A 22,395-nucleotide genomic window follows, 5' to 3' on the forward strand; every position below is an offset into this window, starting at 1 on the left:
ATGGAAAGCATGGCTGAACATATCCCGGGCACAGACACGCCCGACAACGCACCCAAGACCGTATCCGTCCCCGACAAGCCCGCCCTTGAGGGGCTCGAGTCCAAGCTGAGCGCCCGCTGGCGCGAGGAGGGAACGTACGCGTTTAATCCGGACACGGTCCGGGAGCAGGTCTACTCCATCGACACTCCCCCGCCCACGGCGTCCGGTTCCCTGCACGTGGGGCACATGTTCTCCTACACGCAGACCGACGTTATGGCCCGCTACCAGCGGATGACCGGCAAGAATGTCTTCTACCCGATGGGGTGGGATGACAACGGCCTGCCCACCGAACGCCGTGTGCAGAACTACTACGGTGTCCGTTGCGACCCCACCAAGCCGTACGACCCGGATTACCGCCCCCCGGCCAAGGCTGCCAAGAACCAGCGCGATTTCGACGTCGTCTCCCGCCGCAACTTCATTGAGCTGTGTGAGGAACTGGCTGTGGAGGATGAGAAGGTCTTCGAGGACCTCTTCTCCACCCTGGGCCTGTCCGTGGACTGGAACCGCACCTACCGCACCATTGATGACCATTCCCGCGCCGTCAGCCAGCGCGCGTTCCTGGAGAACCTGCGGGACGGCGATGCCTACATGGCCGAGGCGCCGACCCTCTGGGATGTCACCTTCCGCACCGCGGTGGCCCAGGCCGAACTCGAGGACCGCGAGCAGCCCGGCGCCTACCACCGGATCAGCTTCCACGCCCCCGACGGCGAGAAGATCTACATCGAAACCACCCGTCCGGAACTGCTGCCGGCCTGCGTGGCCCTGGTGGCACACCCCGATGACGAGCGGTACCAGCGCCTGTTCGGCACCACGGTGAAGTCCCCGCTGTTCGACGTCGAGGTGGAGGTTAAGGCGCATCCGCTGGCCAAGCCGGACAAGGGTTCCGGCATTGCCATGATCTGTACCTTCGGCGACCTGACCGACGTCACGTGGTGGCGGGAACTGAACCTGCCCACCCGCGCCGTCATCGGCCGTGACGGCCGCATCCTGGCCGAGACCCCGGAATGGATCGCCACCGAGGCGGCGAAGGAAAACTACGCCGCCCTGGCCACCAAGACCGTCTTCAGCGCCAAGGAAACCGTTGTCGAAATGCTCCGTGAAAGCGGAGACCTCGACGGCGAGCCCAAGAAGATCACCCACCCGGTCAACTTCTTCGAAAAGGGAGACAAGCCGCTCGAAGTTGTGACCAGCCGCCAGTGGTACATCCGCAACGGCGGACGCGATGAGGAACGCCGCGAACGCCTGATTCGCCGCGGCCGGGAGATCGATTTCCATCCCGCGTTCATGCGCTCCCGCTACGAGAACTGGATCGAAGGCCTGAACGGCGACTGGCTGGTCTCCCGCCAGCGCTTCTTCGGTGTTCCGGTGCCGGTCTGGTACCCGCTGGACGCTGCGGGCAACCCGGATTACGACAATCCGGTCCTCCCGGATTCCGCGTCCCTGCCGGTGGATCCTGCCGCCGAAGCCGCGCCGGGGTACGAAGAGTCCCAGCGCAACCAGCCCGGTGGCTTCATTGGCGACGCGGACGTCCTGGACACCTGGGCCACTTCCTCCCTGACCCCTCAGATTGTCGGCGGCTGGAGCGTGGATGAGGACCTCTTCGCCAAAGTCTTCCCGTTCGATCTGCGTCCGCAGGGCCACGACATCATCCGCACCTGGCTGTTCTCCTCCGTGGTGCGCGCCGATGCCCTGAACGCGGCCGCGCCGTGGAAGCACGCCGCGATTTCCGGCTGGATCCTGGACCCGGACCGCAAGAAGATGTCCAAGTCCAAGGGCAACGTGGTGGTCCCCACGGATGTGCTTAACGAATATGGTTCCGACGCCGTGCGGTACTGGGCGGCCTCCGCCAAGCTCGGCGCGGACACCGCCTACGAGATTGCGCAGATGAAGATCGGCCGCCGGCTGGCGATCAAGCTGCTCAACGCGTCCAAGTTCGTCCTGAACCTGGGCGCGACGGAGGCGAACGTGGCACTGGATGACACCTCGGTGATCACCAACGCGCTGGATACGTCCCTGCTCGCCCAGCTGACCGAGGTCGTTCAGGCCGCTACGAGCGCGTTTGAACGCTACGACTACGCCAAGGCACTGCAGCTGACCGAGTCCTTCTTCTGGTCCTTCACGGATGACTACGTGGAGCTGATCAAGGACCGCGCCTACGGCGCCGCCGGCGAGGCCGAGCAGGCATCGGTGCTGGCCACCCTGGCAACCACCCTGGATTCGCTGCTGCGCCTGTTCGCCCCGTTCCTGCCCTTCGCCACCGAAGAGGTCTGGGGCTGGTGGCGCAGCGGGTCCGTGCACCGCGCGCCGTGGCCGAACGTCGACGGCCTTTCGGCCGCTGTGGCCGACGCCGACGCCGCGATCCTGGGCACGGTTGCCGCCGCACTGGGCGGCATCCGCAAGGCAAAGTCCGAAGCCAAGGTCAAGCAGCGCACCGAGGTCCTCAAGGCCACGGTGACCGCTCCGGAGGGCGCCGTGGCACGTCTGCGGGCAGGACAGGCCGATCTGAAGGCCGCAGGCAACGTGCGCGAGCTGAACCTGGCGGTCGGCGAGGGTGAGCTCAGCGTCTCCGACGTCGAGCTGGCACCGCCGGCCGAGTAGCGGCACATACAAAGGGCCCGTCCGGACTTTTCCGGACGGGCCCTTTTGCTGTGCTCAGCGGATACTCACCGCTCAGCTGCCCCGCATTCCGGAGCAGATGGGAATCAGTCGAAGCGCGGGCTTTCGGTGCGGCTGCGCTTAAGTTCGAAGAAGGCCGGGTTCGAAGCGAGCATCACGGCGCCGTCAAACATGGTTCCTGCTTCCTCGCCGCGCGGGATGCGGGTGAGGACCGGCCCGAAGAATGCGGTGCCGTTGAAAGCAACAATGGGGGTTCCGACCTCGTCGCCGACCTTCTCGATGCCTTCCTTATGCGAAGCACGCAGCTGGGCGTCATATTCGTCAGTCTCGGCATAGCGGGCCAGCTCCGCGGGAAGTCCCGTCTCCTCAAGGGCCTCGCGGATTACGGAGGGGAAATCCTCATTGCCGCCGTCGTGGATCCGGGAACCCATGGCGTCGTAGAGCTTTTTGACGTACTCATCGCCGTGGAGCTCCTGTGCAGCGATGATGACGCGTACCGGACCCCAGGCCTTGTCCATCCGCTCCCGGTAGTCCGCCGGCAGGTCGCGTCCCTCGTTGAGGACGGCAAGGCTCATCACGTGCCAGTTGGTGCGCACGTCGCGGACCTGCTCCACCTCGCCCATCCAGCGGGAGGTGACCCAGGCGAAGGGGCACATCGGATCGAACCAGAAATCTGCGGTGGACGCGGAAGCGGTAACGCTCATGGAAATCTCCTTTGATGGCAGTCCGCGGCTTTGCCCGCCGCGCTCAGTACCGGATAACAACCGCGGATCAGGCTGATTTGTTCCGACGCTTGGTGGCCACGGCGTGCGAGATCAGCGTAGGTTCGCTCTTGTTCTCAACGGTGTCTGCCGTGATCACTACGGTGGCGACGTCGTCCCGGCTGGGCAGGTCGAACATCACCGGCAGCAGGACTTCCTCCAGGATGGCACGCAGTCCGCGGGCACCGGTTCCCCGGGCCAGGGCCTGGTCCGCAATGGCGTCGAGGGCACCCTGCTCGAAGGTCAGTTCCACACCGTCCAGCTGGAACATTTTCTGGAACTGCTTGACCAGAGCGTTCTTGGGCTCGGTGAGGATCCGGATCAGGGCGGTCCGGTCCAGGTTGGACACGGTGGTGATGACGGGCAGGCGGCCGATGAATTCGGGGATGAGGCCGAACTTCAGCAGGTCCTCCGGCATCACTTCGGCGTAGGAATCGGTACCCTTGGTGGTTTCGTTCAGCGGTGCGCCGAACCCGATGCCCTTGCGTCCGGACCGTGAACCGATGATCTCCTCGAGCCCGGCGAAGGCGCCGGCCACGATGAAGAGCACGTTCGTGGTGTCGATCTGAATGAACTCCTGGTGCGGGTGCTTGCGGCCGCCCTGCGGCGGTACCGAGGCGACCGTGCCTTCCAGGATCTTCAGCAGTGCCTGCTGCACACCCTCGCCGGAGACATCACGGGTGATCGAGGGGTTCTCGCTCTTGCGCGAAATCTTGTCGATTTCGTCAATGTAGATGATGCCCTGCTCAGCCTTCTTGACGTCGTAGTCGGCGGCCTGAATGAGCTTAAGCAGGATGTTCTCCACGTCCTCGCCGACGTAGCCCGCTTCCGTCAGGGCGGTGGCGTCGGCGACGGCGAACGGAACGTTCAGGCGCCGTGCCAGGGTCTGGGCGAGGTAGGTCTTGCCGCAGCCGGTGGGGCCGATCAGGAGGATGTTGGACTTGCCGATTTCCACCTCGTCGCCGGCGACGGCGTCTGAGAGGTTCCCGGTGGCGCGGGTGGCATGGCCTGCCTGGATGCGCTTGTAGTGGTTGTACACGGCCACGGCGAGGGACCGCTTCGCGGGCTCCTGGCCAATGACGTACTCCTGCAGCGCGTCGAAGATCTCCCGCGGCTTGGGCAGCTCGAAAGTGCCCAGATCAGCAACCTCCGAGAGTTCCTCTTCGATGATCTCGTTGCAGAGATCAATGCACTCGTCGCAGATGTATACGCCGGGACCGGCAATGAGCTTGCGTACCTGCTTCTGGCTCTTTCCGCAGAAAGAGCACTTGAGCAGATCCGTGCTCTCACCAATGCGAGCCATAGTTCAGTCCCCTTAGATGGTCCATCAAAAATACGGTTTACCGGCCAGGCGCAGTCAACCATGTTCCACTCTAGGACACTTGCCGGAGCTATTCAGCAACCAGAGAGCCCGTGGTGCCGAATTACGCACCACGGGCCGTCTGTTGCCAGCTGCTTCTATTACATTTTGTTGATGGCCGGAGTCTTGATCTTGCGGGAATCCAGCACCTGGTCGATGAGCCCGTACTCCAGGGCTGCATCTGCGGTGAGGATCTTGTCCCGCTCAATGTCCGTGTTGACCTGCTCCGACGTGCGGTTTGAGTGCAGGGCCAGCGTGTCTTCCAGCCAGGTGCGCATGCGCATGACTTCAGCGGCCTGGATTTCCAGGTCGGAAGCCTGTCCACCCTGTCCGCCGGAGAGCGACGGCTGGTGGATCAGCACACGGGCGTTGGGCAGTGCCAGGCGCTTGCCCGGCGTGCCTGCGGCCAGCAGGACGGCTGCAGCGCTGGCAGCCTGTCCGAGGCAAACGGTCTGGATTTCCGGGCGGATGTACTGCATGGTGTCGTAGATGGCCGTCATGGCCGTGAACGAACCGCCCGGGGAGTTGATGTACAGGGTGATGTCGCGGTCCGGGTCAGTGGACTCAAGCACCAGCAGCTGGGCCATGATGTCATCAGCGGACGCGTCATCCACCTGCACGCCGAGGAAGATGATGCGGTCTTCGAACAGCTTGGTGTACGGATCCTGGCGCTTGAAGCCGTAGGGCGTACGCTCTTCGAACTGCGGCAGGACGTAGCGGCTGGTGGGCATCTGCGGTGCTGCGGCGGAGCCGGCGGTGCCGAAATTGTGGTTCATGAATTACTCCTGAAGTCTGCAAATGGAGGGGCGGGGTCCGGGACCTTAGTCCTCGTCCTTGCCCTCTGCCTGGTCCTGGTTGGTTCCGCCGCCGCCTGTGACGCCGCCGGCGTGGGCGGAGATCTTGTCGAAGAAGCCGTATTCCAGGGCCTCCTGCGCGGTGAACCACTTGTCGCGGTCATTGTCCCGAAGGATGGTTTCAACGCTCTGGCCGGTCTGCTCAGCGGTCAGCTCGGCCATGACGCGCTTCATGTTCAGGATCAGCTCGGCCTGGATCTTGATGTCCGATGCGGTGCCGCCGATGCCGCCGCTGGGCTGGTGCATCAGGATGCGGGCGTGCGGGGTTGCGTAACGCTTGCCCTTGGTGCCCGAGGAGAGCAGGAACTGGCCCATGGAAGCGGCCAGGCCGGTAGCCACGGTCACAACATCGTTCGGGATGAACTGCATGGTGTCGTAGATAGCCATGCCGGCAGTCACGGAACCGCCGGGAGAGTTGATGTAGAGGTAGATGTCCTTCTCAGGATCCTCCGCGGAGAGCAGCAGAAGCTGGGAGCAGATCGCGTTGGCATTCTCGTCCCGGACTTCCGAGCCCAACCAGATGATCCGCTCTTTGAGCAGGCGGTTGTAGATGTAGTCGTCCCGGCCGGCCGGGTCCACCGTAGCCATGGTGGGGGTATTCGGTGCAGTTGCCATACTGAGTGACCTCTCGCTCTGGCAGGAAACAGATGCTGGCCGTGCCAGTTGCTCCTGCCGGTTGTCTCTTCTAGGACACTAGCCTGTCCACGCCCCGCCGGGCTGCCGTTTAGCGGGCTGTTCGCTGACGGCGCACGATGCAGATCACACGCTTCCCGCCACGGATGGTCCCCGGTGCCGACGCTTAACGCACCGCGCCGCCGGCCCTTTCGGACCGGCGGCGCGGCTGGCCTTCCCTGCGGAACAGGGAAGGACGGGACAGGCTAGGCCTTGTCTTCGGTCTGCTGCTCTTCGACGTCGCCTGCTTCGGCTTCTTCACCGGCGGGACGGACGAATTCGCTCAGGTCAATCTCGGCACCGGTGGTGTCGGTGACCTTGGCGAGCTCCAGCACCTTGGCGAGGGCCTTGCGGCGGCGTACTTCGCCAACCATCATCGGGACCTGGCCGCTCTGGTCGATCAGCTGGGCGAACTGGTTCGGGTCCATGCCGTACTGGCCGGCGGTGGAGACGATGTAGTCAATCAGTTCGCTCTGGTTGACGCCTACTTCTTCCTTCTCCGCTACGGCGTCGAGGATGATTTCGTTCTTGAAGGCGGCCTCGGTGTTGGCGCGGACCTCGGCACGGTGTTCTTCCGTGTCGTGGTCTTCACCGGCAGTGTGGGCGCTTTCGGAGTTGAAGTGCTGCTCAAGCTGCTCTTCAATGACGGATTCCGGAACCGGAACCTCAACGAGCTCCAGAAGCTTCTCCAGCACCTTGTCGCGGGCTTCAACGCCCTGCTCCATCAGCTTGGATTCGGCTGCACGCTTGGTCAGGTCCTCGCGCAGTTCACCGATGGTGTCGAACTCGCTGGCGAGCTGGGCGAAATCATCGTTGGCCTCGGGGAGCTCGCGCTCCTTGACGGCCTTGATGGTCACGGTGACCTCAGCGTCGGCACCGGCGTGCTCGCCGCCGGCCAGCTTGGTGTTGAAGGTAGCGGATTCGCCGCTGCTCAGGCCGGTGACGGCTTCATCCATGCCCTCGAGCATGGTGCCGGCGCCCACCTGGTAGGACAGGTCCGCAGCGGAATCCACTTCTTCGCCGTCAACCTTGGCCACGAGGTCCATGGTCAGGAAGTCATCGGCTACTGCGGGGCGGTCAACAGCCTTCAGCGTGCCGAAGCGGCTGCGCAGTTCTTCCAGGGCCTTCTCGACGTCGGCGTCGGAAGCTTCTGCGGGCTCAACGGTGACCTCGAGGCCTGCGTAGTCCGGCAGCTCGATTTCCGGGCGGACATCCAGCTCAACGGTGAAGAGCAGCTGGCCTTCATCCGAGGCGGGGTCCGGAACTTCGGTGATCTCGACCTCGGGGCGGCTCATGGGGCTGATGCCGGTCTCGCGGACGGCTTCCTGGTAGAAGCCGTTCAGTCCGTCATTGATGGCCGTTTCGAGAACATAGCCGCGTCCAACGCGCTGGTCGATGATGCGGTTGGGAACCTTGCCCTTGCGGAAGCCGGGGACCTGCACCTGGGTGGCGATGGTCTTGTAGGCCTCGTCGATGCTCGGCTTCAGTTCCTCGAACGGAACTTCAACGTTGAGCTTTACCCGCGTGGGTGTGAGGTTTTCTACGGCGCTCTTCACAGCGTAAGTTCTCCTGAGGGTTCTGGGGTTGGTCTGCACCATGGTTATACAGAGTCGGGGTGACAGGATTTGAACCTGCGACTTCCTGCTCCCAAAGCAGGCGCTCTTCCAAGCTGAGCTACACCCCGTCAGTGCACCTGACAGCCTACCTGCCCGGCGGCGGGTATGACGAATTTCAGGGCTGACCGACGTGATCCGCAGCCGGCAGGGAGCCGGTTGCGGGCCGATTACTCACAGCAGGTTTTCCCATGCTAAGGTAAAACCTGCCTTACGGCGCCGGGGATGTAGCTCAATGGTAGAGCCTCAGTCTTCCAAACTGATTACGCGGGTTCGATTCCCGTCATCCCCTCCACAATAGAAGGGCCTTTCGCACAGCGAAAGGTCCTTTTTGTTTTTCGGTGCGGACGTACCTTCAAACACGGCCGCGGATATACCTCCGCGGCCGTGTGGCTGGCCCGGTCAGTGGGCGACTGAATTGCGCGACTCAGCGGGCCTGGCAGGTGGGGCACCAGTAAAGTTTCCGGGCCCCCATTTCAGTGCCGGCGACGGCGGTACCGCAGCGGCGGCACGGCAGCCCCGTCCGCTTGTAGACGTAGTGCGCCTCGGACACGGGAACCGGTTCGCCGGCGTCCTCACGGTCCTGCGGCTCGGTGGTGATAATCCGTCCCTGCCGGACTCCGTCATTCATCAGCGTTACAGTCTCCGCCCACACCTCGGCCGCCTCCGCCTCGCTGATATCCCGGCCGAGCCGCCAAGGGGAGATGCGCCGGCGGAAAAGTACTTCAGCCCGGTAGACGTTGCCGACGCCGGCAAGTACTTCCTGGTTCATCAGCAGCAGGCCCACTGGTGAGCCCTTGCTGCGGAGCCGTTCCGAGAACTCCCGGCCGCCGTCGCCTTCCGCGGCATTTGCGGCGAGGGGGTCGGGCCCCAGACGGGCGAGCACCGCCGCCCGTTCCGGTTCCGTGATGACCTCGCACGCCGTCGGGCCCCGCAGATCTGCCCACCCGTGGTCGGATACCAGCCGGACCCGCACCGCTCCCCGGGGCGGCGGCGGCCCTGCGTACGCGGTGTCCTCTGCGGCGCCGTCGCCGGCTATCTCCCGCTCCCCCACCCGCCGCGGTGCGCCGATGCTGGAAGCACCGGCGAAGGTTTCATCCCCGCCGAAGTCGAAGGCGCCATAGAGGCCAAGGTGGATCCGCAGGTACAGGTCATTATCGAAACGCAGGAACAGCTGCTTGCCGTGGGCTTCGGCGCCTTCAAGGACCTGCCCGTCCAGCCTGGCGGCACCGGAACTGAACCTGCCCTGCGGGCTGGTCACCGCCAGCCGGCTGCCGGCAAATACGGAAGAAAACTGCCGGGCGAGCCGGTGGATGGAATGGCCCTCGGGCATCAGGCCACGGTGCCGCTGGTCTCGTAGTCCGCAATCTGCCCGATCCGCCGGATATGGCGCTCCGCGCCGCTGAAGGGTTCGGCCAGGAAGGCATCAATGATCCGGGTTGCCTCCTCCACGCTGTGCTGGCGGCCGCCGACGGCCACAACGTTGGCATCGTTGTGCTGGCGGGCCAGTTTCGCGGTGTCCAGGTTCCAGGCCAGCGCCGCCCGGATACCCCGGACCTTGTTGGCGGCAATCTGCTCTCCGTTTCCGGAACCGCCCAGCACAATACCCAGCGCCTGCGTGCCTGCAGCCTGGTCGGCGGCCACGGCCTGTGCGGCGTTGATGCAGAAGGCCGGGTAGTCATCTTCGGCGTCATATTCGCGCGGCCCGTGGTCAATTACTTCGTAGCCGCCGTCCGTGAGGTGCTTAATCAGATGGGCGCTGAGTTCCAGGCCTGCGTGGTCGGTTGCAATATGGACGCGCATGTCAGATAGGTCCGTTCACTTTTGATCGAGGGAAGAAATGGCATGTCCAGCTTAACTTTCCTGACGTCCGGGCTGACAAATTTGGGACATCCGGCCGCAAACGCTAACCCGGCGCCTGTCCATGCCGATAACTCCAATAGGATTGTCCCGCCTCGGCGGATCAACCGATCCCAAGCAACGGGCGCTGCTTGCTGCGTCCCAGGTCTCGCTCGCTCGCTCCACAAGGATTTCCATTGAAAAGTGCAAAACTCGCGCTATTGGCCCTGCTCGCTACCGCCTTGACGGCCGGCGGGCTGCCCGCCCAGAGTTATGGTGATCTGACTCCCGGGCCTTCCGCCAGCCCGGTACCTGCCACCGCCCCGTCGCCGGTTGCCCCGACGCCCGGCGTCGGCGGACTGCCCGCCGATCCGGCGCCCGAAGAATTGCCCGTGCCGGCAGAGGCACCTCCGCTGACTGCACCGGATGCCGCGGAGACCGAACCCGCCGAGCCGACGCCAGCCGCAACTGAACCGGAAGAGCAGGACGCGGAGCACACCGAAGCAGAAGAAGATCCGGGCTTTGATCCGGTAGTGGGCGGCGGCTTCCCTGTGCCGGGTCCCAACACACCGATGGTGACGGATCCCGACGGAACAGTACGCTCGGCCGTCGAGACCGACATCTCTGCCATGCACGACCACGATCACGGCCAGGCACAGAGCTTCAGCTCTCAGAGTGGCGGCGCCTCGACCTTGGGGGCTGCGGCCCGCAGTGGCACCATCCAGGTGACCCTGGTCTTCGCCACCCTGACCGACAACCGCGGCGGTGTTGACCAGGCAGCGGCAAAAAACTCCATCGTAAAAGCCAACGAGTACTGGCGGGCCGCGTCCAATGGACGGCTCGGTATGTCAATCGTTGAAACCAAGACGCTTAAAAGTACTGCCAATTCCCGTCAGGATTACGGGGCGATGATGAATACCATCAGGAAGGATCTCCGGTGGTACGAAGAGGCGAACGAAGCACTGGTGGTCTTTGTTCCGGCTCCGGAGCTGCGAAGCGGCGGGTACGGGGGCATCCTGGGCGGCGGCTGGACCAGCGGGCCTACGAGCGGCTCGGTGCTTATGCCCAAGCCTTCAGGGTTTACCAACAACGTAGTCACCCATGAGCTTGGCCACGTTCTCGGTCTGCTGCATGCAAACAGCCTTAAGTGCAACAACGGACGGTCCGATATTTGGATCAATTCCTCCGGGAAGTGGGCAGATGGGGCCTGCACATCCCGTGAGTATGGCGACACCTCCGATCTAATGGGATACGCCCAGTACAACCTGCCCATGATCAATTCTTATTTCTGGGATTCAGGCGCTTTCGGGCGCGGTGACGAAATCCTCGATGCCGGGACCCCGACCCAGGCAAAGACATACAGCCTTCGCCCTTGGGCTGGCAGTGCGTCCAATCGTGCAGTGAAGTTCCGGGACATCTCCGGAGAAACCTACTATCTCGAGCTCAGAATGCCCGTCGGGTATGACACCGCGACTGCAACGGGGGGAAACCGCGGTGTGAAGATCGTCAAAGCAGACCTTGCCAACAGCTGGGCAGTCAACTCCCTGATCGTCTCGCCCAACACCCGGGACTTCGCCGGCTACGTCAACACGAACAGCACCTGGCAAGCCGGCCAAACGTTCACAACGCATGCAGGCACGACTGTGAAGATCAACTCCGTAAGCAGCTCGTCTGCTTCCATCACCGTCACGCCCAAGACAGCGAGCCTCTACTTCAACTCCACACCCGTAGCGGGAACAACCCTGGGTACATCCGATGATCAGTTCCTTTCCTGCGACTGGGACGGCGACGGCATTGCGACTCCCGCTATGTTTCGCAACGGAGTCTGGACGTTACGCAAAACCCTGACTGGGTCCGCATCGTTCCCCACGTTCGCCTTCGGTGCAACAGGGGACCAGCCGATTTGCGGTGACTGGGATGGGGACGGGCGCGAGACCGTGGGGGTCTACCGAAAGGGAAAGGTTTTCCTCAAGAATTCCAACTCCAACGGTCCGGCAGACGGCCAGATCTACTTCGGTGCGTCCGGCGATACTGCGGTTGTGGGTGACTGGGACGGGGATGGTTGTGACACCCTGGGCGTGGCCCGGTCCGAACGTGGGAGCAATCGCTTCTATCTGACCAATAGCAACATCCGACCTAATGTCCACGGGACATTTCTTCTGGGCAACGCCGGAGATATCCCCGTCTCCGGCGACTGGAACCGGGACGGGTTCGCAACCGTCGGGGTGATGCGTCGAAACGTGTGGTACCTGAGCAATAGCAACCTGAAAGTCAAGGCGGATCAGACCCTGGCCTTCGGCAATCCCGGCGATTCGCCGATGACCGGCCAATGGAGCCGCAATTCAGGAACGGGTCTCGGCGTGGCACGCTGAGTCAGGATTCTCGTCAATACCCGAAGGGCGGATTGCGGTCAGCAATCCGCCCTTCAGCACTTGGCAGGGTGCTTAGCAATGAGAGAATGTTGCAGAAGATCAATAGTGTCCGGTGTCTCCCGCAGAATCAGGGGGAATTTCCGGTCTCCTTTTCCGTCTGAAAGGCCTTACCTTGCCAGGTATGAATCTCACGCGCTCCGAAGCCCGTGAACGTGCAGAACTCCTCGACGTTCAGTCATATGACGTCAATCTCGACCTGACGCGGGGGGATTCGGTATTCGGCAGCACAACCGTTGTCCGGTTTACCGCCCGGCCCGGTGCCTCCACGTTTATCGATGCTGTCACCGACGCCGTTCACCGGATCACGCTGAACGGTGTGGCGCTTGACCCCGCCGAGGTGTCCGACGGCGTGCGCATCTCGCTGCCGAACCTCGCAGAGTCCAATGAGCTCGTAGTGGAGGCCGATGCACGCTACATGAACACCGGTGAGGGCCTGCACCGATTCGTGGACCCCGTGGACAACGAGGTCTATCTCTACTCGCAGTTCGAGGTCCCGGATTCCCGGCGGATGTTCGCCGTCTTCGAACAGCCTGACCTGAAGGCGACCTTCCGCTTCACCGTCACCGCGCCGTCGCACTGGGATGTCATCTCCAACTCCCCCACGCCCGAGCCCCTGCCCGCCGGGGACCTGACCGAGGACAGCCCGCGCTCCACCTGGTCCTTTGAGCCCACGCCGCGGATCTCCTCCTACATCACCGCACTGATCGCCGGACCGTACCAGTGCGTCCGCAGCGAGCTGACCAGCTCCGACGGCCGGGTCATTCCGCTGGGTGTCTTCGCCCGCCGTTCGCTCATGCAGTACATGGACGCGGAGAACATCTTCGAACTGACCCGCCAGGGCTTCGCGTTCTACGAAGAGCAGTTCGGTACCCCGTATCCGTTCGAGAAGTATGACCAGCTGTTTGTCCCGGAATTCAACGCCGGTGCCATGGAAAATGCCGGCGCCGTTACGTTCCTGGAGAGCTACGTCTTCCGCTCCCGCGTCACCGAGGCCACGGTGGAGCGCCGCGCAGTAACCATCCTGCACGAGCTGGCGCACATGTGGTTCGGCGACCTGGTCACCATGCGCTGGTGGAACGACCTGTGGCTGAACGAGTCCTTTGCCGAGTTCATGTCCACGCTGGCCGCAGCCGAAGCCACCGAGTTCAAGCAGGCATGGACCACCTTTGCCTCGCTGGAGAAGGCCTGGGCCTACCGCCAGGACCAGCTGCCCACCACACACCCCATCGTTGCGGAAATCCGGGACCTGGACGACGTACAGGTGAACTTCGACGGCATCACCTACGCCAAGGGCGCCTCGGTACTCAAGCAGCTGGTGGCGTGGGTCGGGCAGGACAGGTTCATGGCCGGGGTGCGCGAGTACTTCGGCAAGCATGCCTGGGGAAACACGGAACTCTCCGATCTTTTGTCGGAGCTGGAAACGGCCAGCGGCCGGGACCTGAAGGACTGGTCCGCCAAGTGGCTGGAAACCGCAGGCGTGAACACCCTGCGGCCCGAGTTCGAAACGGACGGGGACGGAAACATCACCTCCTTTGCCGTGCTGCAGAGCGCCATCGATGAGTATCCGGTGCTGCGCCCGCACCGCCTGGCCATTGGCTTCTACAACCCGGATGAAGAGGGCAGGCTGCAGCGCACCCACCGTGTGGAGCTCGACGTCGACGGCGAACGCACCGAGGTGCCCGAACTCGCCGGTCAGCCGCGCCCGGCGCTGCTGCTGCTCAACGACGATGATCTGGCCTACGCGAAGATCCGGCTCGACGACGTCTCGCAGCACACCGCGACGCGGAGCCTGCGCAACATCGCCGATTCCCTGCCCCGGACCCTGGTCTGGGCCGCGGCCTGGGACGCAGCGCGCGACGCCGAGATTCCGGCCCGCAACTATGTGGAACTGGTGCTGCAGAACATCGCTTCGGAATCCGATTCCACCGTGGTGCAGGTCCTGCTGCGCCAGCTGGCCACCACGCTGGCCTTCTACGTGAATCCCGAGGACCGGGAGCCCATGACCATAGCCGCCGCTGAAAGCCTCTGGGAACTCGCCGCTGCCGCGGAACCCGGCTCGGATTCGCAGCTGCAGTTCGTGAAGGCCTTTGCAGCCCACGCCTCCTCCGATGAACACCTGGATACCCTGGCGGAGCTCTTCGCCGGCACCCGTTCGCTCGAAGGGCTGTCCATAGACGCGGACCTGCGGTGGGAACTGCTCACCGGCCTCGTGGCCGGCGGCCGGCTGGGCGAGACGGACATAGCCGCCGAACTTGACCGCGATGCAACGGCCACGGGCGCCCTTGCCGCCGCCATGGCCCGGGCCGCCATTCCCACGGCTGAAGCCAAGGCCGCCGCGTGGGAGGCGATCGTCCAGCGCTCCGACATGCCCAATGCTGCCCAGCGTTCCGCCATTGCCGGCTTTATGCGGGTGCACAACACGGATCTGCTGGAACCGTATGCGCAGAAGTACTTCGACGCGATCCGCGACGTGTGGGCCAGCCGCACCCACGAAATCGGGCAGCAGATCGCCGTCGGCCTTTACCCGTCCCGCCTGGCCCGGCAGGACACGGTGGACCGCACCGATGCGTTCCTGGCCGAATTGGGCGAGGACGCTCCATCACTGCGCAGGCTCGTCCTGGAAAACCGTGACGGCGTGGTCCGTGCGCTGAAGGCCCAGGCAGCGGACCGCTAGCAGTTCCCGCCGCGGTTTCCCTCCCCAGGTCAGGGCACACGGTACCTTGGAGAACGTGAATCTCTCCGAACACCGTTACACCCTGGACCTGGAATGGACGGGAAACCGCGGCGACGGGACCTCGTCCTACCGCGGCTACGGCCGCGACCACATGATCCGGGCAGCCGGACTGCCGGACCTGCCCGGCACGGCGGACCCGACCTTCCACGGCGACCGCGACCGGTGGAACCCCGAACAGCTGCTGCTGGCAGCGCTGGCCCAGTGCCACATGCTCTCCTACCTGCACGTGGCGGTCCGCAACGGGATCCGCGTGCTCGCCTACACCGATGCGCCCGAGGGCACCCTGCGGCTGAACCGCGACGGCAGCGGCGAATTCACCTCGGTGGTGCTTCATCCCCGCGTCACCATTGCCGGCGGCGGCCCGAAGGAAACCGATCTGGCCACGGGCCCCATGCACGCCGACGCGCACCGCCTGTGCTTCATTGCACGCAGCGTCAACTTCCCCGTCGATTTCCGGCCGGAGACCATTGCCGCCGCCCGGATGCAGGGTGAGGCCCCCCTCCCCGGGTAGCCTTAACCGGAGATCTCCCGCCCGGCAACAAGAAGGATGTTCAGCAGCCAGTGGTTTCAGCTTCCGAAATCGACCTTTCCACCGTGACCGTCGAGGACTTCGACTGGTCCGGTCTGATCCAGGCCGGCCTGATTATCCTGGCCGCCTCCATCGTCTGGTTCCTCGCCCGGTTCCTGATTAACCGGCTGGTCGCCCGCGCCCAGAAGGGCTATTCGCTGTTCAGCGCTTCCAAGCTGAAATGGGCCCAGCCGGTCATGCGGACGCTGGACAAGAAACGCCGTGCCCAGCGGGCCGACACCATCGGGGCGTTGCTGCGCAGCGCCGTCAACCTCTCCATTTGGACCGTGGCGATCATCATGGTCCTGGATGCCATTGGCATCAACATCGCCCCGCTGCTGGCCAGTGTCGGCATTGTCGGCATCGCGTTGGGCTTCGGCGCCCGTGAACTGATCCGCGACGCCCTGGCCGGTTTCTTCATCACCATCGAAGACCAGTACGGCATCGGTGATGTCATCGAGGTGGGCGATACCGTTGGAACGGTGCAGTCGGTGGGCATCCGGATCACCCGCATCATCGATGACCGCGGTGTCATCTGGTACATCCGCAACGGCGAACTCGCGAAGGTCGGCAACCGCTCCCAGGGCCGCTATACCGGTGACGCGGAGGCCGCCGGCGATCCGGCCAAATCGGACGCCCTCAACGACGGAATGGGAAGCAATGACTGAACCGGCACCCGAAGCACCCGGAAGGCCGTCCCTGCCGCTGCAGCCGCAGGGCTTCTCCCAGCCGCAGTACAACTTCTATGAGGCCGTTGGCGGCCATCCCACCTTCGTCCGGCTGGTGGACGTGTTCTACGCAGGGGTGGCCGAGGATCCGCTGATGCGTCCCATGTATCCCGAAGAGGACCTGGGACCGGCCAAGGAACGCCTGCTGCTGTTCCTGGAACAGTACTGGGGCGGACCGAAGACCTACGGCGAGCAGCGCGGGCATCCGCGGCTGCGGATGCGGCACATGCCCTTTGTAGTTACCCCCGCAGCCAGGGACGCCTGGCTGCGCCACATGCGGGCCGCCGTCGATTCCCTGGACCTTGCTCCCCTGCACGAGGCGACACTCTGGGACTATCTGGAGCGGGCGGCCCACAGCATGGTCAATTCCGCCTGACGTTCCGGTTCCCGGATACGGGCCCGGAACCCGCCTGGCGGTTCCTAACCGCCAGGCGCCTCACAGGATGGCGGGGCTGCGGACCAGAACATGCCCGTGCGGGGTACTCAGCCGCAGCCACCGGCCGTTGCTGAACAGTGCCGCTTCCGCTCCCACCGTTCCCTGGCCTGCCGAGGGCAGGAACCCCAGGGACAGCGCTGCAAAGGCTGCACCTGCAGGTACGGGTATCTGCGTGTTACCCATCGGCTGGGCCCACACCCTCGCCCGGGCACTGTGGACCACGGCTCCCCCGGCGCTCTGCGGCAGCATGGCCGCCACTTCCCGGATACCGCGGTGCGCGGCCTGCTCGAGCAGGTGTACGGGAGCCCTGCCCGCCGGCCGCCACCCGGACCGCGGGGCGGTGATACCGGCCCATGTTTCCCGCACGGTCACCGGCGGCAGCGGCAGGGACGTATCACTGCCGTCCATCCGTGCCAGCCTGTCACCGACAGCAGCCAGGGCAACGGTGGTGTCCACCGATGCCTCTTCAGCCAGCGGCATGGTCCTAAGTCCCAGCACCGTGGGCGTATCTTCGCCCAGGATGCGCGGGCCAAGCACACACACGTACGCAGCCAGCACACTGCCGACGGCCTGCAGCCGGATAGCGCCGTCGTCGGCAGCCCTGGCACGCACGACAAAGTTGCGGAAATCAGCAGTGACCTGGGGATCAGCCAGCCGTAGTTCGGTATCCATGTCAGTTCCCCCGCCCGGCGGTCACGGGAGTCCGGAAAGGAACCGGGTCCCCCATCCACCCCTGGAGGACCTCTTGCTGGGCATCAGTGAGCGGGACGGGCCTGCCTTCGGCCGAGTCCACCTGCACCATCACTGCCTCTGCGTACGCGTAGACCGAGCCGCCGGTTTCGTCGGCCAGTCGGAACCCGTAGGTCAGGCTGGTGGAGCCAACGCGGGTCACCCACACGTCCACCCACACGGGCTCATCCCCGTGCAGCAGGGGCGCAAGGTATTCGATTTCCTGCCGGGCCACATAGGTTGATGTCCGGTCACCGGTCAGGTCCCGGAAACTGCCCGGGCTGCCCGCGCCGCTCTCCAGGGGCAGCAGTCCCAGCCGGACCCGCGCCTCTTCCAGGAACTGGATGAACTTAACGTTATTAATATGGCCGTTGGGATCTTGGTCTCCGTAGCGGAGCTGGACAGGAAATCGGTGCATGCCTTCCATCCTCCCAGAGAGTGAGGTTTGCCCTAAAAAGACGGTGCCCGGGACGGCGGGCGCCGGGAAACGTGTTACTGAACGGTAAGTTTGGACTACGAGTTTTTTCGCGGTTGCCGCCGTTGACGGTGCCGCCTTCCTGCTAGGAGATAGTTCCAGATGTCCATTGATGAATCCTTCGACCCGACAGCGTCCCTGCTGGAGCTGCTGGACCTGAGCTGGGCCGGCGGCGCAAAGACGGATGAGGATATCTTCGTCGGAGGCTCGCAGGCCGAACCCCGCAAGCGGGTGTTCGGTGGCCAGGTCCTGGGCCAGTCACTCATCGCAGCAGCCCGGACCGTCCCGGAGGACCGAGTCATGCATTCCATGCACGGGTACTTCCTGCGTCCCGGAGACACCGAGGTGCCGATTACCTTCGGCGTGGAGCGGCTGCGTGACGGCCGGTCATTCTCCGCCAGGCGCAGCCACGCCTATCAGAACGGCAAGCCGATCCTGTCCATGATCACGTCCTTCCAGATCCCCGACTCGGGCGTGGACCATCAGGAGGAAATGCCCTCGGGCATTCCGGAACCCGAGTCCCTGCCCACTACGGCGGAGCTGCTGAAGGATTTTGACCATCCGGTGGCCGAGGCATGGTCCCACCGCCGCCCCATGGATATCCGGCACGTCATGGATCCCGTTTACGTGGGTCCCGGCCGGGAAAAGACCCCGCACAACGCGGTCTGGATGAAGACCTTTAAACCAATGCCGGACGGCGAGAACCTGCACCGTGCCGCCCTGGCCTATGCCAGCGACTACACACTGCTGGAGCCTGTCCTTCGCGGCCACGGCCTGGCCTGGACCACACCGGGCATGAGCATTGCCAGCCTGGATCACGCCATGTGGTGGCACCGCCCGGTGCGGGTGGATGACTGGCTGCTGTACGTCCAGGAATCCCCCAGTGCGTCGGCCGCCCGCGGTCTGTCCACCGGCAGGATCTTCAACCGCGCCGGTGATCTGGTGGCCACGGTGGCACAGGAGGGCATGGTGCGGGTGCCGCAGTAGCTCCTGCGCTCCGGCGATAACTGCGTCCACAGCAGAGAAGCCCGGCTTCCCCAAGGGGAAACCGGGCTTCTTTGCTGCCGGCAGGCTTAGTCGCGCGTCAGGCGGCGGTGGGTTACGCGGTGCGGCTTGGCCGCATCCGGTCCGAGACGCTCAATCTTGTTCTGCTCGTAGGACTCGAAGTTCCCCTCGAACCAGTACCAGTTCGCCGGGTCCTCTTCCGTGCCTTCGAAGGCAAGGATGTGGGTGGCCACGCGGTCAAGGAACCAGCGGTCGTGCGAGACCACCACGGCACAGCCTGGGAATTCCAGCAGCGCGTTCTCGAGGCTGGACAGGGTTTCCACGTCCAGGTCGTTAGTGGGCTCATCGAGCAGGAGCAGGTTTCCGCCCTGTTTGAGGGTCATGGCCAGGTTCAGGCGGTTGCGCTCACCACCGGAGAGGACACCCGCCTTCTTCTGCTGGTCCGGTCCCTTGAAGCCGAATGCCGACACGTAGGCACGCGAGGGCATTTCCACCTGGCCCACCTGGATGAAGTCCAGGCCGTCGGACACAACTTCCCAGAGCGACTTCTCCGGGTCGATGCCGCCGCGTGACTGGTCAACATAGGAGATCCGGACGGAATCGCCGATTTTCAGTTCGCCGCCGTCCAGCGGTTCCAGGCCAACGATGGTCTTGAAGAGGGTGGTCTTACCCACACCGTTCGGACCGATGACGCCGACAATGCCGTTACGCGGCAGGGAGAAGGAAAGCCCGTTGATGAGCTGGCGGTCGCCGAACCCCTTCTGCAGGTCCTTGGCTTCCAGCACCAGGGAGCCCAGGCGGGGGCCCGGCGGGATCTGGATTTCTTCGAAGTCAAGCTTGCGGGTGCGCTCTGCCTCGGCAGCCATTTCCTCGTAGCGGGCCAGACGGGCCTTGGACTTGGTCTGGCGTCCCTTTGCGTTGGACCGGACCCAGTCGAGTTCATCCGAGAGGCGCTTGGCCAGCTTCTGGTCCTTTTTGCCCTGCACTTCGAGGCGGGCACGCTTCTTCTCCAGGTACGTGGAGTAGTTGCCTTCGTACGGGTAGAGGTGCCCGCGGTCCACTTCGGCGATCCACTCGGCCACGTGGTCCAGGAAGTAGCGGTCGTGGGTCACGGCGAGGACGGCGCCGTGGTAGGAGGAGAGGTGCTGTTCCAGCCACAGAACGCTCTCGGCGTCCAGGTGGTTGGTGGGCTCATCGAGGAGCAGCAGGTCGGGCTTCTGCAGCAGCAGCTTGCACAGGGCAACCCGGCGGCGCTCACCACCGGAGAGCACAGTCACGTCGGCGTCCGGCGGCGGGCAGCGCAGTGCGTCCATGGCCTGCTCGAGCTGGGAGTCAATGTCCCACGCGTCGGCGGCGTCAATCGCTTCCTGGAGCTTGCCCATTTCTTCGAGCAGGGAATCGAAGTCCGCATCCGGCTGGGACATCTCTTCGGAGATTTCATTGAAGCGCTGGATCTTGCCGTAGATCTCGCCCACGCCCTCCTGGACGTTGCCGAGAACCGTCTTCTCCTCGTTCAGCGGCGGCTCCTGGAGCAGGATGCCGACGCTGTAGCCGGCGCTGAGCCGGGCTTCGCCGTTGGAAGGAGTGTCCAGTCCCGCCATGATCTTGAGGATGGTGGACTTACCGGCACCGTTCGGGCCCACCACGCCGATCTTGGCGCCGGGGTAGAAAGACATGCTTACGTCGTCGAGGATTACTTTGTCGCCAACGGCCTTGCGGGCCTTGGTCATCGTGTAGATAAATTCCGCCATATATCCAAGGCTAATGTGTCAGCGCCGATATATACCATTTACGCGCTCAGGGACGGGATTTCCCCGGCCCGCGACAGCCGGCGCACACGCAGTTCAAGTGCGGTGGTTCGGGACCTGCCGGTCCGGAGGCTAGTCTCCGATGAAGCACCGGCCGCTGGAAAGGACCGGCAGAACGGTCACGGTGACCGTGCCATCCCGCACCTCCCCGAAAATGCACTGCGAGTCACTAACAACCGCGGCCCGCATTGCGTCCACCTCGAGTCCGGTGGGGGTTCGGTCCGCAGAGACTTCCACCGTAGCGGGGTCAAACCCTGCGGCGGCGAAGGCACCGGTCATACCGGCAGAATCCGGCTCGGGGTCCAGGCCGGCCAGTTTCCGCAGTTCAGTTTCCACTGCTCCCACAGCCGGATCCCCGCTCACCGCAGGCGCGGAAGCCTCCGTGCCGGGGGCCGTTGCACCGGCGCCGGTAGCGGGCACGCCCGCGTCCCCCTCCGGCGTCACGCTGCAGCCGGCCAGGCCCACGGCGAGCGCCAGCCCGGCCACAAATGTGACAGGGGCGGCCGGGCTGGCATTACGCAGGAGTCTCACCCCGCGATTGTGCCACGCACAGGACAGCCCGCCAAAGGCCGTGCCCGGCCGGGCGTCCAATGCTCCGAAAGGTACCGGGCATCCGGGCAGACGCATCCGAGACGCGGTTGCCCCTCACTCAGCTATCCCTAATATGGCGCCGCTGCGGCCATCCGCGTGGTATCTCCATTGGAGGACTCGACAGTGCTCTCCTCGCCGGCGTCCGGGAGCTCCCCCGTCAGCGGGTCGGCCAGCCTGTCCAGGGCGTCGGACAGGTCCGGGTCAGCGCCGGCGCCATGATCCGTTTCCCCGGTGTTCGTTGCATGGGCCATGCCCGCGCTGCCTGACGCACCCTCCCCCGTTCCGGAAACGGTGCGTCGAAAACTCGCCGTGCCCCACATCAGGTCATGGCCCACGGTATCCGCATCAATGTCAGCGCTCGTGCCGCTGCGGCCATCCTCGGTGGCCCACTGCCGAAGCCTCAGCCTGCCCGTAACCACAACCCGGTCACCCTTATGAATACTGAAGGCCGCATTGGTGGCGAGTTGCCGAAACAGGCTCACGGCGTACCAGTTGGTCTGCCCGTCAGTCCACCCGCCGGTATCCCGGTCATACCGGCGCTCGGTGGTGCACATCCGAAAGCTGGCGACAGCCAGCCCTTGATCAGTGGTGTTCTGGCGGAGTTCGGTGGCCACATAGCCCCGGAGCGTAATGGTGTCACTCATCATTTCCTGCCTTCGGCTCGGTGCGGCAGCGGGTCCGCGCCGTCTGCAACAGCGCAATCCCACCCGCACGGGGTCCGGCTCATCCACCGGTCCGCCCAGTTTTTACCGTCCAGGTACGGCGTGGGGTCTGGTGGACATCAGGTGTGGATGACGGAGAGCCGGTCCCCGGGTTTCCTGTGCTGTGGAGGGAATGAGGAAGGGCTGCACACGGTCCGGCGCTGCATCGGAGGCGTTGCAAACCGGCGGTGTCCGCGCCGCAGACGGAACGCGGCGGGCTCTTCGCGCCGGTCCAGGGAAAAGGTGCAGGTTGGGAAACCCGGAAGTGCCCCCGGCGCGACTCGAACGCGCAACCTACGGATTAGAAGGCCGTTGCTCTATCCATTGAGCTACGGGGGCAACCAGTCGATGATACTACGGACCCCGCTCCCCACCGTTCAGGGCCCCTCCGCGCCCGCGCTCCAATGCCGCCCAGCGGGTGCCCGCCACACCCG

At 64.4% G+C, this 22,395-nt stretch carries 19 protein-coding genes and 3 tRNA genes; 8 read left to right on the plus strand and 14 right to left on the minus strand.

All coding sequences use genetic code 11. The features are described 5' to 3' along the window. Positions 1-9 precede the first annotated feature (9 nt). Positions 10-2,637: a valine--tRNA ligase gene (gene valS, locus MUK71_RS09995; protein ID WP_227927668.1), complete on the plus strand. Its 2,628-nt coding sequence runs from the start codon at positions 10-12 to the stop codon at positions 2,635-2,637. Between the two features lie 104 nt (positions 2,638-2,741). On the opposite strand, the gene MUK71_RS10000 is transcribed toward valS, so the two are convergent. The 6 genes from MUK71_RS10000 to MUK71_RS10025 form a co-directional block, all read right to left on the minus strand. Beyond that, positions 2,742-3,359, minus strand: coding sequence for a mycothiol-dependent nitroreductase Rv2466c family protein (locus MUK71_RS10000; protein ID WP_227927667.1), 618 nt, complete (start codon positions 3,357-3,359; stop codon positions 2,742-2,744). A 67-nt stretch (positions 3,360-3,426) separates the two neighbouring features. Then, positions 3,427-4,719 carry an ATP-dependent Clp protease ATP-binding subunit ClpX gene (gene clpX, locus MUK71_RS10005; protein ID WP_227901556.1) on the minus strand — a complete coding sequence of 431 codons (1,293 nt, stop codon included), beginning with the start codon at positions 4,717-4,719 and terminating at the stop codon, positions 3,427-3,429. 158 nt (positions 4,720-4,877) lie between these two features. Next, a complete protein-coding gene (locus tag MUK71_RS10010; protein WP_227901554.1) occupies positions 4,878-5,552 on the minus strand; it encodes an ATP-dependent Clp protease proteolytic subunit in 675 nt (224 codons plus the stop codon). A gap of 45 nt (positions 5,553-5,597) precedes the next feature. Next, positions 5,598-6,218 carry an ATP-dependent Clp protease proteolytic subunit gene (locus MUK71_RS10015; protein WP_227901586.1) on the minus strand — a complete coding sequence of 207 codons (621 nt, stop codon included), beginning with the start codon at positions 6,216-6,218 and terminating at the stop codon, positions 5,598-5,600. Between the two features lie 290 nt (positions 6,219-6,508). Beyond that, positions 6,509-7,858 (minus strand): trigger factor, encoded by a 1,350-nt coding sequence (gene tig, locus MUK71_RS10020; RefSeq protein ID WP_227901553.1) that lies wholly within the window; start codon positions 7,856-7,858, stop codon positions 6,509-6,511. Positions 7,859-7,912: 54 nt separating this feature from the next. Next, positions 7,913-7,986, minus strand: a tRNA-Pro gene (locus tag MUK71_RS10025). Between the two features lie 150 nt (positions 7,987-8,136). Here MUK71_RS10025 and MUK71_RS10030 point away from each other — a divergent pair. Further along, positions 8,137-8,210 (plus strand) — tRNA-Gly (locus MUK71_RS10030). Positions 8,211-8,342: 132 nt separating this feature from the next. Here MUK71_RS10030 and MUK71_RS10035 read toward each other — a convergent pair. Together MUK71_RS10035 and MUK71_RS10040 are read right to left on the minus strand one after the other, a co-directional pair. Next, entirely contained in the window at positions 8,343-9,248 is a 906-nt protein-coding gene (locus MUK71_RS10035; protein ID WP_227927666.1) for an Fpg/Nei family DNA glycosylase, read from the minus strand. After that, complete coding sequence (locus MUK71_RS10040) at positions 9,248-9,718, minus strand: ribose-5-phosphate isomerase (RefSeq protein WP_227901550.1); 471 nt, start codon at positions 9,716-9,718, stop codon at positions 9,248-9,250. The genes MUK71_RS10035 and MUK71_RS10040 overlap by 1 nt, the downstream gene beginning before the upstream one ends. A 233-nt stretch (positions 9,719-9,951) precedes the next feature. Between MUK71_RS10040 and MUK71_RS10045 the strand changes: the two genes are divergently transcribed. From MUK71_RS10045 to MUK71_RS10065, 5 genes are all read left to right on the plus strand, one after another. After that, positions 9,952-12,126 carry a zinc metalloprotease gene (locus tag MUK71_RS10045; RefSeq protein ID WP_227927665.1) on the plus strand — a complete coding sequence of 725 codons (2,175 nt, stop codon included), beginning with the start codon at positions 9,952-9,954 and terminating at the stop codon, positions 12,124-12,126. Between the two features lie 181 nt (positions 12,127-12,307). Then, complete coding sequence (gene pepN / locus MUK71_RS10050; protein ID WP_227927664.1) at positions 12,308-14,860, plus strand: aminopeptidase N; 2,553 nt, start codon at positions 12,308-12,310, stop codon at positions 14,858-14,860. A 55-nt stretch (positions 14,861-14,915) separates the two neighbouring features. Further along, complete coding sequence (locus tag MUK71_RS10055) at positions 14,916-15,431, plus strand: OsmC family protein (RefSeq protein ID WP_227901546.1); 516 nt, start codon at positions 14,916-14,918, stop codon at positions 15,429-15,431. Between the two features lie 50 nt (positions 15,432-15,481). Then, positions 15,482-16,156: a mechanosensitive ion channel family protein gene (locus tag MUK71_RS10060; protein WP_227901545.1), complete on the plus strand. Its 675-nt coding sequence runs from the start codon at positions 15,482-15,484 to the stop codon at positions 16,154-16,156. Beyond that, positions 16,149-16,592 (plus strand): globin, encoded by a 444-nt coding sequence (locus MUK71_RS10065; protein ID WP_227901543.1) that lies wholly within the window; start codon positions 16,149-16,151, stop codon positions 16,590-16,592. The genes MUK71_RS10060 and MUK71_RS10065 overlap by 8 nt, the downstream gene beginning before the upstream one ends. A gap of 60 nt (positions 16,593-16,652) precedes the next feature. Here MUK71_RS10065 and MUK71_RS10070 read toward each other — a convergent pair whose 3' ends face one another. After that, complete coding sequence (locus MUK71_RS10070) at positions 16,653-17,324, minus strand: DUF8185 domain-containing protein (protein WP_227927663.1); 672 nt, start codon at positions 17,322-17,324, stop codon at positions 16,653-16,655. 1 nt (position 17,325) lies between these two features. Beyond that, positions 17,326-17,799 (minus strand): acyl-CoA thioesterase, encoded by a 474-nt coding sequence (locus tag MUK71_RS10075; protein WP_227901540.1) that lies wholly within the window; start codon positions 17,797-17,799, stop codon positions 17,326-17,328. Positions 17,800-17,958: 159 nt separating this feature from the next. Here MUK71_RS10075 and MUK71_RS10080 point away from each other — a divergent pair, with 159 nt between their 5' ends. Continuing rightward, complete coding sequence (locus MUK71_RS10080; RefSeq protein WP_227901538.1) at positions 17,959-18,843, plus strand: acyl-CoA thioesterase; 885 nt, start codon at positions 17,959-17,961, stop codon at positions 18,841-18,843. Positions 18,844-18,929: 86 nt separating this feature from the next. Here MUK71_RS10080 and ettA read toward each other — a convergent pair whose 3' ends face one another. The 4 genes from ettA to MUK71_RS10100 form a co-directional block, all read right to left on the minus strand. Then, on the minus strand, positions 18,930-20,612 hold the full coding sequence (gene ettA / locus MUK71_RS10085) for an energy-dependent translational throttle protein EttA (RefSeq protein ID WP_227901535.1): 1,683 nt from the start codon (positions 20,610-20,612) through the stop codon (positions 18,930-18,932). Between the two features lie 129 nt (positions 20,613-20,741). After that, positions 20,742-21,200 carry a DUF6993 domain-containing protein gene (locus MUK71_RS10090; protein WP_227901533.1) on the minus strand — a complete coding sequence of 153 codons (459 nt, stop codon included), beginning with the start codon at positions 21,198-21,200 and terminating at the stop codon, positions 20,742-20,744. Between the two features lie 128 nt (positions 21,201-21,328). Next, the gene (locus MUK71_RS10095; RefSeq protein ID WP_227901532.1) at positions 21,329-21,904 is read right to left on the minus strand and encodes a single-stranded DNA-binding protein; all 576 of its coding nucleotides are present in this window, start codon (positions 21,902-21,904) and stop codon (positions 21,329-21,331) included. Positions 21,905-22,227: 323 nt separating this feature from the next. Then, positions 22,228-22,300, minus strand: a tRNA-Arg gene (locus MUK71_RS10100). Between the last annotated feature and the right edge of the window lie 95 nt (positions 22,301-22,395).

Source organism: Arthrobacter zhangbolii, assembly GCF_022869865.1.
GTDB lineage: Bacteria > Actinomycetota > Actinomycetes > Actinomycetales > Micrococcaceae > Arthrobacter_B > Arthrobacter_B zhangbolii.